We start from the raw sequence: 14,166 nt of genomic DNA, 5'->3' as shown, positions 1-14,166 counted from the left end.
CGTGACGGACACCCTCGCCACCGGAACGGCGCGTACCGACCGGGAACGGGTGCTGGGCCGGCGCCGGGAACTCACCGGCCCCGGCGGTGACCCGGTCGCACCGGGTACGCCGGAGCCTCGGCAGCCGGAGACCGCGTCCGCCGACGCCTCGGGCGTGGTGCTGGACTGCGGCTGGGGCCGGCTGGTGTTCGGGCAGACGTTCGACGACCAGGTGCACGTGGCCGACGTGCTGCGCTCCGAGGCGGTCGGCGCCCGGGACATCTGCATCTACCTGCGCGACCCGCACGTGCTGGTGTCCCGGCTGCCGGACGAGCTGTTCATCGACCCGTCGCTGACGTACCGGCTGCCGCTGGGCGAGAAGCGGCCCGCCGCCACCGAGGGCGGCGAGGTCCCCGGGCTGACCGTCCGGCCGCTGCGCGACGCCGCCGACGCCGAGGCGGTGAACCGGATCTACGCGCGCAACGGCATGGTCACCGCACCGGTCGAGGTGCTGGTGGACAACGCCGGCACGGACCGGTTCCTGCACCTGGTGGCCGAGGACACCACGGGTGAGGTGGTCGGCACCATCACCGGCGTGGACCACGTCGCGGTCTTCGGCGACCCGGAGAAGGGCGCCAGCCTGTGGTGCCTCACAGTCGACTTCAACACCGCCCCGCCCGGCACCGGGCAGGCACTGCTCACCGCGCTCGCCGACCGGCTCGACGAGCGCGGCCGGGCGTTCGTGGACCTGTCCGTGCTCGCCGAGAACTCGGGCGCGATCCGGCTGTACGAGCGCCTCGGCTTCCACCGCACCGGCACGCTCTGCGTGAAGCGGAAGAACCCGATCAACGAGCGCCTGTTCCTGCCCGCCATGCCCGAGGGGTACGACGAGCTGAACCCGTACGCGAAGATCGTCGCGGACGAGGCGATGCGCCGCGGCATCCGGGTCGAGGTGACCGACCCGCACTGGGGTGAGCTGAAGCTGACCACCGGCGGCCGGACCATCCACACCCGCGAGTCGCTGTCGGAACTGACCTCGGCGGTGGCGATGAGCCGCTGCGACGACAAGCGGGTGACTCGGCGCATCCTCACCGAGGCGGGGCTGTCGGTGCCGCGCGGGCGTACCGCCACCGGTGAGCCCGACGACGTGGCGTTCCTGAACGATGTGGGTCCGGTGGTGGTCAAGCCGGCGCGGGGCGAGCAGGGCAACGGCATCACCGTCGGCGTGCGTACGCCGGAGGCCCTCACCGCGGCCGTCGAGCTGGCCCGCCGGTTCTGCCCGGACGTGCTGATCGAGGAGCTGCGCGCGGGCGAGGACCTGCGGGTCGTGGTGATCGACCACGAGGTGGTCGCCGCCGCGGTGCGTCGGCCCGCGCAGATCACGGGCGATGGCGTGCACGACATCACCGAGCTGATCGAGCGGCAGAGCCGGCGCCGGGCGGCGGCCACCGGCGGTGAGTCCCGCATCCCGGTCGACGACATGACCCGTGAGGTGGTGGCGGAGGCCGGGTACCGGATGCACGACGTGCTCCCGGAGGGCGAGGTGCTGGCGGTCCGGCGGACGGCCAACCTGCACACCGGCGGCACGATCCACGACGTGACAGCCGAGCTGCACCCGGCGATCGCCGAGGCGTGCGTCACTGCCAGCCGGGCGCTGGACATCCCGGTCACCGGGCTGGATCTGCTGGTCCCCGCCCCCGACCGGCCGGAACACGTGTTCATCGAGGCGAACGAGCGGCCCGGACTGGCCAACCACGAGCCGCAGCCGACCGCCGAGCGCTTCGTCGACCTGCTCTTCCCGGGTACCCGGGCACCGCAGCGACTCTGGTCGCCGGCCGGTGCGGCAGGCTCTGGGGCATGACCGCACGCAAACCCCAACCGCTCAAGCTCGACCTCGACTACCTCCGCCAGGTGCTGGTGGAGCTGCTGGAGATCCCCAGCCCGTCGGGGCGCACCGACCACATCCAGCAGTACGTGGGCGAGCGGCTCTCCGCGATCGGGATCAGCTCCACGCTGACCCGTCGCGGGGCGCTGAGCGCCTGTCTGCCCGGCCCCCGGTCGACCGGCGCCGACCGGGCCGTGGTGGTGCACACCGACACCATCGGCGGCATGGTGAAGCGGCTCAAGGAGAACGGCCGGCTGGAGGTCAACCCGATCGGTACGCACAGCGCCCGCTTCGCCGAGGGCGCCCACGTGCGGATCTTCACCGACGACCTGGACCGGGTGGTCACCGGCCAGGCGCTGCCACTGAAGGCGAGCGGCCACCGCTACAACGAGGCGGTCGACCTCCAGGGCGTCGGCTGGGAACTGGTCGAGGTGCGGGTGGACGAGCCCGTACACGACGAGGCCGGGCTGCGGGCGCTGGGCATCGACGCCGGGGACTTCGTCGCGTTCCTGCCCAACCCGGCCATCACCCCGAACGGGTACGTCAAGTCGCGGCACCTGGACGACAAGGCGGGCGTGGCGGCGGTGCTGACCGCGTTCAAGGCGATGGTCGACGCCGGTGTCACCCCGGCGGTCACCGCGCACCTGCTGGTCACCGTCACCGAGGAGATCGGTCATGGCGCCAGCCACGGGCTGGACCCGGACGTCGCGGAGATCGTCTCGGTGGACGCGGCTGTGGTCGCGCCGGGCCAGCAGTCCCGGGAGACCGCCGCGACGCTGGCGATGGGCGACGGGGTCGGCCCGTTCGACTACCACCTGACCCGCAACCTCGCCTCGATCGCCAAGGAGCACGGCGTCGACCTGGTCCGCGACGTGTTCGACTACTACCGCTCGGACGTGGCCGCCGCGGTCGAGGCCGGGGCGCACGCCCGGGTGGCGCTGCTCGGCTTCGGCGTGGACGCCACCCACGGCCACGAGCGCACCCACCTCGACGGTCTGCACCAGCTCACCCAGCTGCTCTGCCTCTACCTCCAGAGCCCGCTGGTCTTCCCCGAGTGGGACGCCGAGCCGGAGGGCGACCTGGCCGACTTCCCGTCGCTCGCAGTGCAACCGGCGAATGAAGAGGGCCCGCGCGAGGGCCCGATCGGCCTGGACTGACGCCTGTGATCGAAATCCGTTGCCGCGGCCGCCGGGAAGTGGATAGCGTGGCGGTACACGGGAAAGGAGGTGGTCCAGACTTGTATAGCAATCGGACTCGTGAGGTGGCTGTCCGCTAGCCGCTGTCCTCGACAGTGAAAACTCGTCCGCCGCGAGGCGGGCATGCACGATCGTCGAGACCGTGTGGCAGCGGTGCGGCGAAACCACGACAGCCACCCGACCCCCGGGGTGCCGGCCCAGTCCAGCCGGCCCGCGCGTGAGCGCGGAAGCCCCGGGGGTCGCTTTTTGCCTTCCGGAGGATGCCGTGTCCATGCGTGAGCTGGTGGTGCTCGGTACGGCCAGCCAGGCCCCGACCCGGCAACGCAACCACAACGGCTACCTGCTGCGCTGGGACGACGAGGTGATCCTCTTCGATCCGGGCGAGGGCAGCCAGCGGCAGATGCTGCACACCGGGGTCACCGCCACCGACCTGACCCGCATCTGCGTCACCCACTTCCACGGCGACCATTGCCTCGGCCTGCCCGGCATGATCCAGCGCCTCTCGCTCGACCGCGTACCGCGCCCGGTGGCTGTGCACTTCCCGGCCGGCGGCGCCGAGTACTTCGCCCGGCTGCGCCACGCCTCCAGCTTCTACGAGACCGCCGAACTCGCCGTCGAGCCGATCGACGCCGACGGGCAGCGGATCACGCTGGGCATCGGCACGCTGGAGGCCCGCCGGCTGCGGCACCCGATCGAGACGTACGGGTACCGCCTGGTCGAGCCGGACGGCTGCCGGATGCTTCCGGAGCGGCTGGCCGCGTACGGCATCGCCGGTCCGGACGTGGGGCGGCTGCTGCGCGACGGGCACCTGGACCGCGACGGACGCCGCGTCACCCGGGACGAGGTGAGCGTGACCCGGCCGGGGCAGCGGTTCGCGTTCGTGATGGACACCGGGCTCTGCGACGGCGTGTACGCGCTGGCCGAGCACGCCGACCTGCTGGTGATCGAGTCGACGTTCCTGGAGTCGGAGGCGGCGCTCGCCGCCGAGGTCGGGCACCTCACCGCCGGTCAGGCCGCGCGGGTGGCGGCCGAGTCGGGGGTACGCACGCTCGTGCTCACCCACTTCTCCCAGCGGTACGCCGACCCGCGCCGGTTCCACGACGAGGCCCGGGAGCACTTCTCCGGTGATCTGGTGATCGCCGAGGATCTCCAGACGGTGCAGGTGCCGCCCCGGCGGGTACCGTCGCCCGGGTGACGATCTCCCTACGTTCCGCGACCGAGGCCGACCTGATGGCGGTCGGCGCCCTGCACCAGCGTTCACGGACGGCGGCGTACTCGTCGTTCCTGCCGCCCGAGGCGCTGGCCGACCCGACGCCCGAGGCGATGGGCCGTTACTGGGTGGAGCGGCTGACCTGGGAGGGCGCCGACCACCGGATGACGGTGGCCGAGCGGGACGGGCGGCTGGTGGGCTTCAGCTACCTCGGGCCGGACGACGAGGGCGACCCGGCGAGCGGGCTGCTCAACGCGATCCACCTGGAGCCGTCCGAGCGCGGCCGGGGCACCGGGCGGGCGCTGATGGTGGACGCGCTCGACGCGATGCGGGCCCGGGGATGGACGCGCGCGGTGCTGTGGGTGCTGCGGGACAACGCCGTCGCGCGGGGGTTCTACGAGCGCGGCGGCTGGACCGCCACCGGTGAACAGCGGGACGAGCACATCGGCCGGGTGCTCGTCCCCCAGCTCCGCTACGCCCGCCGCTTGTAAGGAAGGGCCCCTTCTTAACGCCTCCGGTAGAGGAAGGGCCCCCTTTTAACACCGAGTGTTAAAAGGGGGCCCTTCCTTACACCGCAGGGTCAGCGGGCGCCGAGGTGGGCCAGCAGGTCCTGGCGGGTCAGCACGCCCTTGGGCTTGCCGTCGACCAGCACCAGCGCCGCGTCCGCCTTCTCCAGCAGTCCGACCGCCTCGCTCACCGGCTGACCGCCGCCGATCATCGGCAGCGGCTCGCCCATGTGCCGCTCGATCGTGTCGTGCAGGTGGGCCTGGCCGGTGAACAGCGCGTCGAGCAGGTCCTTCTCGGCGATCGAGCCGGCCACCTCACCGGTCACCACCGGCGGCTCGGCCTTGAGCACCGGGAGCTGGGAGACCCCGTACTCGCGCATGTAGTCGATCGCGTCGCGGACCGTCTCGGTCGGGTGCACGTGCACCAGCTCGGGCAGGCCACCGGGCTTGCCGGTGAGCGCGTCGGCGACGGTCGGCTCGGTGCCCGAGTCATCAAGGAAGCCGTACCGGGCCATCCACTTGTCGTTGAAGATCTTCGACAGGTAGCCCCGGCCGCCGTCCGGCAGCAGCACCACGATCACGTCGTCCGGGCCGGCCTTGCGGGCCACCTTTAGCGCGCCCACCACTGCCATGCCGCAGGAGCCGCCCACCAGCAGACCCTCCTCGCGGGCCAGTCGGCGGGTCATCTCGAAGGACTCCTTGTCCGACACCTCGACGATCTCGTCGGCGATCCCCCGGTCGTACGTCTCCGGCCAGAAGTCCTCACCGACACCCTCGACCAGGTACGGCCGGCCGGTGCCGCCCGAGTAGACCGAGCCCTCCGGGTCCGCGCCGATCACCTTGACCCGGCCCTCGGACGCCTCCTTGAGGTAGCGGCCGATGCCGGAGATGGTGCCGCCGGTGCCGACGCCCGCGACGAAGTGGGTGATCTTCCCCTCGGTCTGCCGCCACAGCTCCGGACCGGTGGTCTCGTAGTGCGAGCGCGGGTTGGCCGGGTTGCTGTACTGGTTGGGCTTCCACGCGCCGGGGATCTCCCGGGCCAGCCGGTCGGAGACGTTGTAGTAGGAGCGCGGGTCCTCCGGCGCGACGGCGGTCGGGCAGACCACCACCTCGGCGCCGTACGCGCGCAGCACGTCCTGCTTGTCCTGGCTGACCTTGTCCGGGCAGACGAAGACGCAGCGGTAGCCCTTGAGCTGGGCCACCAGGGCCAGCCCGACGCCCGTGTTGCCGCTGGTCGGCTCCACGATCGTGCCGCCCGGCCGCAGGATGCCCGCCTTCTCGGCGTCCTCCACCATGCGCATCGCGATCCGGTCCTTGACCGAGCCGCCCGGGTTCACGTATTCCACCTTCGCCAGCACGGTGGCCTGGATGCCCTCGGTGACGTTGCGCAGGCGTACCAGCGGGGTGTTGCCGATCAGCTCGACGACGTTGTCGTAGTACTGCACCTCGTTGTGCCCTTCGTCGCGCCGCCGTCGTGGGGCGGTCGGTCAGCCGTCAGTTCGCCGACCAGCGTACGTGCCGTCAGGGCACCACATGCCCGGGGATGACGGAGCTGCGACGTGCCTCCCACTCCAGGAACCGCTCGGTCTCGGCGAGCACGCTGCCGGCCAGCCAGGTGACCATGACCGCGTCGTCGGCCAGCCCGAAGATCGCCAGCGGGATCTCCGGGAGCAGGTCGATCGGGGAGACGATGTACGCCGTCGCCCCGGCCATCAGCGCCAGGCGCAGGCCACCGTCGTACTCGCCCCTGGTGGTCGCGCGGATCATCCGCGGCAGCGCCGCCAGCCGTGCCCCGAGCGACGGCCCGCCCCGCGTGCCCGCCGCCAGCGCCCGGGCCAGCGCCGCGAACGCGGCACTGCGCTTCAACATCTTCCCCATGATTTCGCCCCTCTCCGCCCGACCATGGTGCGGCCCGGTGGCAAGCCCGCGTCTCCGCCCGACCATGGTGCGGCCCGGTGGCAAGCCCGCGTCCGCTGCACCCATCGGTACCCGATCCGGGCACCGCCCAGCCATCCGATCAAGGACAGCAGTGGTCGTACCGGCGCGATACTGTCGGTTCATGGGGGACGCTGGTTCCGTCGCGCCGGTCCGCCGGCAGCGCGCCCGGCAGATCGCCCGCCTCGCGGCGATCGGCACGGGCGCCACGGTGGCGGCCACCGCCGCCACCGGCGGGGTGCTGCTCGGCCAGGCCCGTCAGGCCCGCCGCACCATCCCGATGGCGCAGGCCCCGCCGCCGCGCTGCGACGGTGTGTACGGCGCGAGACTGCCCGGCCCGCCGATCACCATGGTCATCCTGGGCGACTCCTCAGCGGCCGGGTACGGCGTGCACAGGCGCCGGGAGACACCGGGCTCGCTGCTGGCCACCGGGCTGTCCCGCCGCCTGCACCGGCCGGTCCGGCTGCACCGGTTCGCCGTGGTCGGTGCGCTGTCCTCAGGGCTGAAGCCGCAGGTCGAATCCGCCCTGGAGGTCGAGCCGGACGTGGCCGTGATCCTGGTCGGCGGCAACGACGTCACCAACCGCTCACCGTTCTCGGTAGCGGTGCGCTACCTGGTCGACGCGGTCCGTACGCTCCGGGCGGCCGGCTGCGAGGTGGTCGTCGGCACCTGCCCCGACCTGGGCACCATCCGGCCGATCCAGCCGCCGCTGCGCTGGCTGGCCCGGCGCTGGAGCCGCCAGCTCGCCGCCGCGCAGACGGTGGGCGTGGTCGAGGCCGGCGGCCGTGCCGTCTCGCTCGGCGACATGCTCGGGCCGCGGTTCGCCGCCGAGCCCGGGCGGATGTTCGCCTGGGACCGGTTCCACCCCTCCGCCGAGGGGTACGCGATAGCCGCGGCGGCGTTGCTGCCCACGGTGCTGTCCGCGTTGGGCGCGGTCCCGGAACGCAGGCCTGTCCTGCCCGGCGTGGAAGGCGTACGGTCGCTCCCGGAGGCCGCCCACCAGGCGGCCCGGCACGCCGGCACGGAGGTCAGCGGCGCCCAGCTCCGGGGTCGCGACCGCGGACCGGGCGGGCGGTGGGCGCAGCTTCGCCGGCGGGCCTTCTTCGGCGTCGGCGCGGTGCCACCGACCGGCAGCGCCGCCGACTCGGCAACGCTGGAGGGAACGTCATGAGCGAGCGCAGCGAGCGAATCAGCCGGCTCAGCGCGAAGGTGCCTCATGGCGGCACGGAGCGAAGCGGAGTGACGTCATGAGCGAGCGCAGCGAGCGAATCAGCCGGCTCAGCGCGAAGGTGCCTCATGGCGGCACGGAGCGAAGCGGAGTGACGTCATGAGCGAGCGGAACGAGGTGGCCCGGTGGGGCCGGGCGGCGGCCCTGTCGCTGCTGGCCGGGACGGTGGGCGGCGCGGCGGTCCTCGCCGGCCAGGCCATCGCCGCCCGCACCCGCGAGTACGCCCAGCCCGAGCTGGGTCTGGTGCTGCGCGCGACGGTCGGTCGCGCCGACGCGCCGCCGCTGCGGCTGGTGCTGCTGGGTGACTCGTCGGCGCTCGGCGTGGGCGTCGACCGGTTCGAGGACACCATCGGCGGTCAGCTCGCCAACCTGCTCGCCGAGGGGCCGACCGGCCGCCGGGTGCAGCTGTCCAGCGTGGGGGTCTCCGGCTCGCGCGCCACCGACCTGGCCACCCAGGTGGCCCGGGCGCTGCTCGGTGAGCGGCCGGACGTGGCTGTGGTGCTGATCGGGGCGAACGACGCCACCGCGATGTCCCGGCCCGGCGACGCGGCGGCCTATCTCGGCTCGGCGGTACGCCGTCTGCGGGAGGCGCACGTCGAGGTGGTGGTGGGCACGTGCCCCGATCTCGGCGCGGTACGCGCGGTCGCCGCACCGTTGCGTCAGGTGCTCGGCTGGTCCGGGCGGCGGATGGCGCGGGCACAGACGGCGGCCGTGCTGAACGCCGGCGGCACCGTCGTCGACCTGGGCACCGAGACCGGTCCGGTGTTCCGCGCGGACGCGGGCACGCTCTGCCACGACGGCTTCCACCCGTCGGCCGACGGGTACCGGGTCTGGGCGCACGCCCTGCTCCCGGCGGTCGAGGCCGCGGCGGCCGTCGCGTTCCGGCACCACCGGCGACCGCCCACGGGGTGACATTTCCCGCCCGCCTCGCGGCTTCCCGGGCATGTTACTCGCGCGTTAACGTTGGTTCATGCCGATTGAGTCGCCCCGCGACGCCGTCATCGTCGCCACCGCCCGGTCCCCCATCGGCCGCGCGTTCAAGGGTTCCCTCCGCGAGGTCCGCCCGGACGACCTCGCCGCCACCATCGTCCAGGCCGCCCTCGACAAGGTCCCGGCGCTCGATCCCACCACCATCGACGACCTCTACCTCGGGTGCGGTCTGCCCGGCGGCGAGCAGGGCTTCAACATGGCCCGGGTGGTCGCCACCCTGATGGGCCTGGACGGCCTGCCCGGCGCCACGCTGACCCGCTACTGCGCGTCCTCGCTCCAGACCACCCGGATGGCGATGCACGCGATCCGGGCCGGTGAGGGTGACGTGTTCATCTCCGCCGGTGTGGAGATGGTCTCCCGGTACGCGCGGGGCAACTCGGACACGCTGCCGCCGGAGGCGCAGGCCCTCGTCGGCGGCGGCTGGGAGAACCCGCGCTTCGCCGAGGCCCGGGAGCGTTCCGCGGCCCGCGCCCAGGGCGGCTCCGAGGTGTGGACCGACCCGCGCGAGGCCGGGCAGCTCCCCGACATCTACCTCGCCATGGGGCAGACCGCGGAGAACCTGGCCCAGGCGTACGACGTGACCCGCGAGGACATGGACGCGTTCGGCGTCCGCAGCCAGAACCTCGCCGAGAAGGCGATCGCTGACGGCTTCTGGGCCCGTGAGATCACCCCGGTCACCACGCCGGACGGCACGGTGGTCAGCACCGACGACGGCCCGCGTGCCGGTGTGACACTGGAGGCGGTGGCCGGTCTGAAGCCGGTGTTCCGCCCGGACGGCCGGATCACCGCGGGCAACTGCTGCCCGCTCAACGACGGCGCCGCCGCCGTGGTGATCATGAGCGCGCAGCGCGCGTCCGAGCTGGGGCTCACCCCGCTGGCCCGGATCGTCTCCACCGGTGTCACCGCGCTCTCCCCCGAGATCATGGGTCTGGGCCCGGTCGAGGCGTCGAAGCAGGCGCTCAAGCGGGCCGGCATGACCATCGACGACGTCGACCTGGTCGAGATCAACGAGGCGTTCGCCGCCCAGGTGATCCCCTCGTACCGGCAGCTCGGCATCCCGGAGGAGAAGCTGAACGTCGCCGGTGGCGCGATCGCCGTCGGTCACCCGTTCGGCATGACCGGTGCCCGGATCACCGGCACGCTGCTCAACGCGCTGGAGTGGCACGACAAGACCATCGGCCTGGAGACCATGTGCGTCGGCGGTGGCCAGGGCATGGCGATGGTGCTCGAACGACTGAGCTGAGACCGGTTCGCCGGTGCGCGGGCCGGGTACGGGAGGCCGCATGGCGACCGTCGTGGAACGTGAGCGCAAGTACTCCGGCGACGAGGGTTTCCGGCTGCCCGACCTGACCGGGTGCGGTGGCGTCGTGACCATGTCCGACGCCACCGTCTCGGATCTGGACGCCGTCTACTGGGACACCGACGACCTGCTCCTGCTGCGCAGCGGGCACGCGCTGCGCCGGCGTACCGGTGGGCACGACGCGGGCTGGCACCTCAAGGTGGGCGCGGTCGGTGGCGCCCGGGTCGAGCACCAGTTCCCGGCCGGGGCGTCCGACGACGGCCCGCCGCCCGAGCTGGTCGCGCTGATCCGGGGCGCGTCGCGCGGCCGGCCTGTGGCACCGGCGGCCCGGGTCGTCAACCGCCGCCGGGAACACCGGCTGCTCGACGCGGACGGCCGGGTGCTTGCCGAGGTGGCCGAGGACGACGTCCGATCCGAGGACCTGGTGGACGGCACCGCGCGGACCTGGCACGAGATCGAGATCGAGCTGGTCGAGGGCGACGAGGAGCTGCTCGACGCGCTCGGCGAGCAGCTTCGCGCGGCAGGCGCCCGCGAGGTAACGGTCAGCAAGTCGCACCGGGCCGTCGCCGGCCGGATCGAGCGCTTCGACGACCGGGAACCGGACGGCCCGGCGGCGCCGGTCCTCGCGTACGTCCGGGTGCAGCGGGACGCGATCGTCGGCAACCACGCGGCCGCGTACCAGGGGAACGAGGACGCGGTCCACGACATGCGCGTCGCGACCCGCCGGTTGCGGGCGACGCTGCGTACCTTCCGGGGGTTGTGGGACCGCCGCGAGAGCGAGGCGGTCCGGGCCGAGCTGCGCCGCCTCGGCGGCGAGCTGGGCCGGGTCCGCGACACCCAGGTGATGGCCGCCCGGCTCACCGAGGCGGTGCACGAGCTGCCGGACGAGCTGGTGCTCGGCCCGGTCGCGGCGCGGATCGGCGAACGGTTCGCCGCCGACCTGGCCGAGGCGACCACCGCGCTGCGGTCCGCGCTGGACTCCGACCGCTATCCCGCCCTGCTGACCCGCCTCGACCGGCTGGCCGACGCCCCGCCCGCCGACGTCGGCCGGCGCTGGACGGACCGCCGGATCCGCAAGGCGGTGCGCCGCGCCGACACCCGGCTGGACCGGGCGCTCGCCACCACCGGGCCGGACGGGGACGCCGCGCTGCACGAGGCACGCAAGAAGCTCAAGGCCGCCCGCTACGCGGTGGAGGTGCGCGAGCCGGCCGCCGGCAAGCGGGCCGCCCGGCTGGTGAAGCGGTTCAAGGCGCTCCAGGATCTGCTCGGCACCCACCAGGACTCGGTGGTCACGCGGGAGGTGCTGCGACGGCAGGCGCTCCAGGCGTACGCCGACGGCGAGAACACGTTCACCTACGGCCTGCTGCACGCGAGGCAGGCCGAGGCCGCCGGCCACGACCGCCCGGCGGTCCTGCGGGCCCGCGACCGGTCAAGACACCGCAAGGTACGCCGCTGGCTGAAGCCCTGACCGTCCCCCACTCCGTCGATCATGAAGTTGACGGGGATCCGCGTCCGTTTTGTCGCCGCCAACTTCATGATCAACCCGGCTAAGGGCGGGGGTCAGAGGGCGGTGCGGGTTCGGGTTACCTGGGCGGTGGCCTCGGTGAGCACCGGCTCGGGCGGGTCGGCGAGCGTCAGGTCGGCGGTGACCACGCGGAGCTGGTCGGGCAGCGCCAGGTCGCTGGGGAGGCGGGGCACCTCGCGGCGCGGCTCACCGGCCGCGTCGGCGGCCAGGTTGGCGATCTCCTGGACCAGCTTGTGCACCAGGTCGGCGCGGGACACGTTGCCGCCGTCCGCCTTGGCCGACCAGCGCGGCTGCTGCCAGTGCCCGACCTGTCGGACCAGCAGGGTCACCGCCCGGTCCAGTTCCGCTGCGCTCATCGCCGCCGAGTCTACGGCGACACCAGGCCGGAGCGTGCTCAGCCGACGTCAGCGGCGTACGTAGCTGAGCAGGCGGAGGATCTGCCAGTACAGGAAGATCAGCCCGACCAGCAGACCGAAGGCGCAGTACCAGGCGTAGCGGCGGGGCAGCCGGTTCGCGGCCGACCGCTCGACCAGGTCGAAGTCGAGGATGAAACTGAGCGCGCCCGCGATGATCGCCACCACCGAGAACAGGTACGGCAACCAGCCCACCCGGTCACTGAGGCTGTAGACGACCACCCCCTGCCGCCCGGTGAACAGGTACGCGACCAGGTTGACCAGGCCGATCGCCACGATCCCGACGAGCGTGCCGATGACCAGCCGGGCCAGGCGCGGGGTGGCGCGTACCAGCCGGGCCCGGTAGAGCACGGCCATGCCGAGGAAGACGCCGAACGTGCCGATCACCGCCTGCGCCACGATGCCCGGGTAGACCATCTCGAAGGCGCGGCTGGCCACCCCGAGCAGCAGGCCCTGGAGCACCGCGTACCCGACGATGATCGGCGGGCTGGTGATCTGCTTCAGCGAGATGACGAGCACCAGGGCGAGGCTGGCCAGCGCGCTCCCGGCGAGCGCGGCGGAGATCCACGCGGCCTGCGGCACCACCACCCAGGACACCGCCGCCGTGACGCCGGTGATCAGCAGCAGTCCCACGGTCCGGCTGATCACGTCGGCCACCGTCATCGTGTCGGCGGTCCCAACGCCGAGCACCTGCCGCTCGGCGCGGCCGACGTCGTCCAGCCGGTCCAGCACCGGGTTGGCACTGCGCACCGTGACCACCTCCCGCCCACGTACCCGGATCCCACTCTGCCCCGGGCGGTCCGGCGGGGACGGGGAAACGGCGACGCCCGCCGCCGCGGATGCGGCAGGCGGGCGTCGTCGGGGAGGGCGTGATGTCAGTCGTCGCCCTGGAAGTAGCTGAGCAGCCGCAGGATCTCGATGTAGAGCCAGACCAGGCCGACCACGATGCCGAAGGCGGCGGTCCAGGAGTAGCGCTGCGGGAGGCCCATCCGGACCCCCTCCTCGATGTCGGCGAAGTTGAGCACGAAGCTCAGCGACGCCACCACGATGCAGACCAGGCTGAAGCCGATCGCGAGCGGGCTGCCGTCACGCAGGTGCGTGTTCACGCCGAACAGCGCCAGCACCAGGTTGACCAGCATCACGCCGAACAGGCCGGCCATGATCGCCACCATGATCCGGGCGAACTTCGGCGTGGCCCGGATGATCCGCGCCTTGTAGATCATCGCCATCAGGAAGAACACGCCGAACGTGGCCACGACCGCCTGGAGCACGATGCCGTCGTAGAGCGACTCGAACGCTTTGCTGACCATGCCGACGAAGACGCCCTCGATGACCGAGTACGCCACGACGAGCGCCGGGTTGGCCATCCGCGAGAACGAGATGATCAGGCCGAGCACCAGGCCGACGACCGCGGCGCCGATCCACGCGACGCCGACGAGCGAGTCCGGCACGAGCACCCAGGCCGCCGCGGCCGAGGCGCCGAGGATGGCGAGCATGAGGACCGTCTTGACGACCACGTCGTCGAGGGTCATCGGGGTCACGGTGGGCGGGGCCACCGGCTGGCCGTAGCCGCCCGGGTAGGGCTGGGCGTAGGGCTGCTGGGGGTACTGCTGCTGCGGGTACTGCTGGGGGTATCCGGGCTGACCGTACGGCCCGGGCTGGGCGTACCCGGCCGCCCGCTCACGCTCTGCCGCCTGGCCGAGCCGGGCGAGCACCGGGTTCGAGGTCTTCACTTCTCAGGCCTCCCTCAGGGGGTCGATCGCACGTAGACGTGCTACTCCAGGGTAGACGTGGCCGCAATCGCGCGTGCTACGGCTAGCTGTGGGAAAGCTGAGAGTTCACGTGCCCGGGGCGGGGGTCGAACCCGCACGCCTTGCGGCAGCCGCTTTTAAGGCGGCCGTGTCTGCCGTTCCACCACCCGGGCGGGTGACACCGGCGCGTCGACACGCGGCGGTGCAGATCTCACCGTAGCGGCTCGGCCGCGACGCGGCGTACCCCG

The 14,166-nt window shown here is 72.8% G+C and carries 13 protein-coding genes and 1 tRNA gene; 8 read left to right on the top strand and 6 right to left on the bottom strand.

The window, feature by feature from the left end; translation table 11 throughout:
• Window position 1: 1 nt before the first annotated feature.
• The 4 genes from ngg to MICAU_RS04590 all read left to right on the top strand — a co-directional run bounded on the left by ngg (window position 2) and on the right by MICAU_RS04590 (window position 4,761).
• A complete protein-coding gene (ngg, locus tag MICAU_RS04605) occupies window positions 2-1,840 on the top strand; it encodes an N-acetylglutaminylglutamine synthetase (RefSeq protein ID WP_013284125.1) in 1,839 nt (612 codons plus the stop codon).
• Window positions 1,837-3,021 carry an osmoprotectant NAGGN system M42 family peptidase gene (locus MICAU_RS04600; protein WP_013284124.1) on the top strand — a complete coding sequence of 395 codons (1,185 nt, stop codon included), beginning with the start codon at window positions 1,837-1,839 and terminating at the stop codon, window positions 3,019-3,021. The genes ngg and MICAU_RS04600 overlap by 4 nt, the downstream gene beginning before the upstream one ends.
• A 304-nt stretch (window positions 3,022-3,325) precedes the next feature.
• A complete protein-coding gene (locus tag MICAU_RS04595; RefSeq protein WP_013284123.1) occupies window positions 3,326-4,255 on the top strand; it encodes a ribonuclease Z in 930 nt (309 codons plus the stop codon).
• The gene (locus MICAU_RS04590) at window positions 4,252-4,761 is read left to right on the top strand and encodes a GNAT family N-acetyltransferase (protein ID WP_013284122.1); all 510 of its coding nucleotides are present in this window, start codon (window positions 4,252-4,254) and stop codon (window positions 4,759-4,761) included. The genes MICAU_RS04595 and MICAU_RS04590 overlap by 4 nt, the downstream gene beginning before the upstream one ends.
• Window positions 4,762-4,850: 89 nt before the next feature.
• Here the strand turns inward: MICAU_RS04590 and MICAU_RS04585 are convergent, their stop codons facing one another.
• Together MICAU_RS04585 and MICAU_RS04580 are read right to left on the bottom strand one after the other, a co-directional pair.
• Complete coding sequence (locus MICAU_RS04585) at window positions 4,851-6,221, bottom strand: cystathionine beta-synthase (protein ID WP_013284121.1); 1,371 nt, start codon at window positions 6,219-6,221, stop codon at window positions 4,851-4,853.
• 76 nt (window positions 6,222-6,297) lie between these two features.
• Window positions 6,298-6,654 carry a YkvA family protein gene (locus MICAU_RS04580; protein WP_013284120.1) on the bottom strand — a complete coding sequence of 119 codons (357 nt, stop codon included), beginning with the start codon at window positions 6,652-6,654 and terminating at the stop codon, window positions 6,298-6,300.
• Between the two features lie 181 nt (window positions 6,655-6,835).
• On the opposite strand from MICAU_RS04580, the gene MICAU_RS04575 reads away from it, so the two are divergent.
• The 4 genes from MICAU_RS04575 (at window position 6,836) to MICAU_RS04560 (ending at window position 11,697) form a co-directional block, all read left to right on the top strand.
• On the top strand, window positions 6,836-7,882 hold the full coding sequence (locus MICAU_RS04575; protein ID WP_041798807.1) for an SGNH/GDSL hydrolase family protein: 1,047 nt from the start codon (window positions 6,836-6,838) through the stop codon (window positions 7,880-7,882).
• Between the two features lie 156 nt (window positions 7,883-8,038).
• Window positions 8,039-8,851 carry an SGNH/GDSL hydrolase family protein gene (locus tag MICAU_RS04570; RefSeq protein WP_013284118.1) on the top strand — a complete coding sequence of 271 codons (813 nt, stop codon included), beginning with the start codon at window positions 8,039-8,041 and terminating at the stop codon, window positions 8,849-8,851.
• A gap of 58 nt (window positions 8,852-8,909) precedes the next feature.
• Window positions 8,910-10,172 carry an acetyl-CoA C-acetyltransferase gene (locus MICAU_RS04565; RefSeq protein WP_013284117.1) on the top strand — a complete coding sequence of 421 codons (1,263 nt, stop codon included), beginning with the start codon at window positions 8,910-8,912 and terminating at the stop codon, window positions 10,170-10,172.
• Window positions 10,173-10,212: 40 nt separating this feature from the next.
• Window positions 10,213-11,697, top strand: a complete 1,485-nt coding sequence (locus tag MICAU_RS04560) for a CYTH and CHAD domain-containing protein (RefSeq protein ID WP_013284116.1) — start codon at window positions 10,213-10,215, stop codon at window positions 11,695-11,697.
• A gap of 92 nt (window positions 11,698-11,789) precedes the next feature.
• Here MICAU_RS04560 and MICAU_RS04555 read toward each other — a convergent pair whose 3' ends face one another.
• From MICAU_RS04555 to MICAU_RS04540, 4 genes are all read right to left on the bottom strand, one after another.
• On the bottom strand, window positions 11,790-12,110 hold the full coding sequence (locus tag MICAU_RS04555; RefSeq protein ID WP_013284115.1) for a hypothetical protein: 321 nt from the start codon (window positions 12,108-12,110) through the stop codon (window positions 11,790-11,792).
• A gap of 48 nt (window positions 12,111-12,158) precedes the next feature.
• Entirely contained in the window at window positions 12,159-12,917 is a 759-nt protein-coding gene (locus tag MICAU_RS04550; RefSeq protein WP_013284114.1) for a Bax inhibitor-1/YccA family protein, read from the bottom strand.
• Window positions 12,918-13,042: 125 nt separating this feature from the next.
• On the bottom strand, window positions 13,043-13,900 hold the full coding sequence (locus MICAU_RS04545) for a Bax inhibitor-1/YccA family protein (protein WP_013284113.1): 858 nt from the start codon (window positions 13,898-13,900) through the stop codon (window positions 13,043-13,045).
• A gap of 110 nt (window positions 13,901-14,010) precedes the next feature.
• A tRNA-Leu gene (locus MICAU_RS04540) sits at window positions 14,011-14,091 on the bottom strand.
• Window positions 14,092-14,166 lie beyond the last annotated feature (75 nt).

Source organism: Micromonospora aurantiaca ATCC 27029, from assembly GCF_000145235.1.
Taxonomy (GTDB): domain Bacteria; phylum Actinomycetota; class Actinomycetes; order Mycobacteriales; family Micromonosporaceae; genus Micromonospora; species Micromonospora aurantiaca.
The sequence above is the reverse complement of the archived record's forward strand: the minus strand, read 5'-3'. Positions and strand labels throughout refer to the sequence as shown.

Bases quoted from the DNA above. Each gene is read 5' to 3' on its own strand.
- MICAU_RS04580 (WP_013284120.1), bottom strand. From the start codon at position 6,654: ATGGGGAAGATGTTGAAGCGCAGTGCCGCGTTCGCGGCGCTGGCCCGG.
- MICAU_RS04565 (WP_013284117.1), top strand. From the start codon at position 8,910: ATGCCGATTGAGTCGCCCCGCGACGCCGTCATCGTCGCCACCGCCCGG.
- MICAU_RS04600 (WP_013284124.1), top strand. From the start codon at position 1,837: ATGACCGCACGCAAACCCCAACCGCTCAAGCTCGACCTCGACTACCTC.
- MICAU_RS04570 (WP_013284118.1), top strand. From the start codon at position 8,039: ATGAGCGAGCGGAACGAGGTGGCCCGGTGGGGCCGGGCGGCGGCCCTG.
- MICAU_RS04560 (WP_013284116.1), top strand. From the start codon at position 10,213: ATGGCGACCGTCGTGGAACGTGAGCGCAAGTACTCCGGCGACGAGGGT.
- MICAU_RS04555 (WP_013284115.1), bottom strand. From the start codon at position 12,110: ATGAGCGCAGCGGAACTGGACCGGGCGGTGACCCTGCTGGTCCGACAG.
- MICAU_RS04575 (WP_041798807.1), top strand. From the start codon at position 6,836: ATGGGGGACGCTGGTTCCGTCGCGCCGGTCCGCCGGCAGCGCGCCCGG.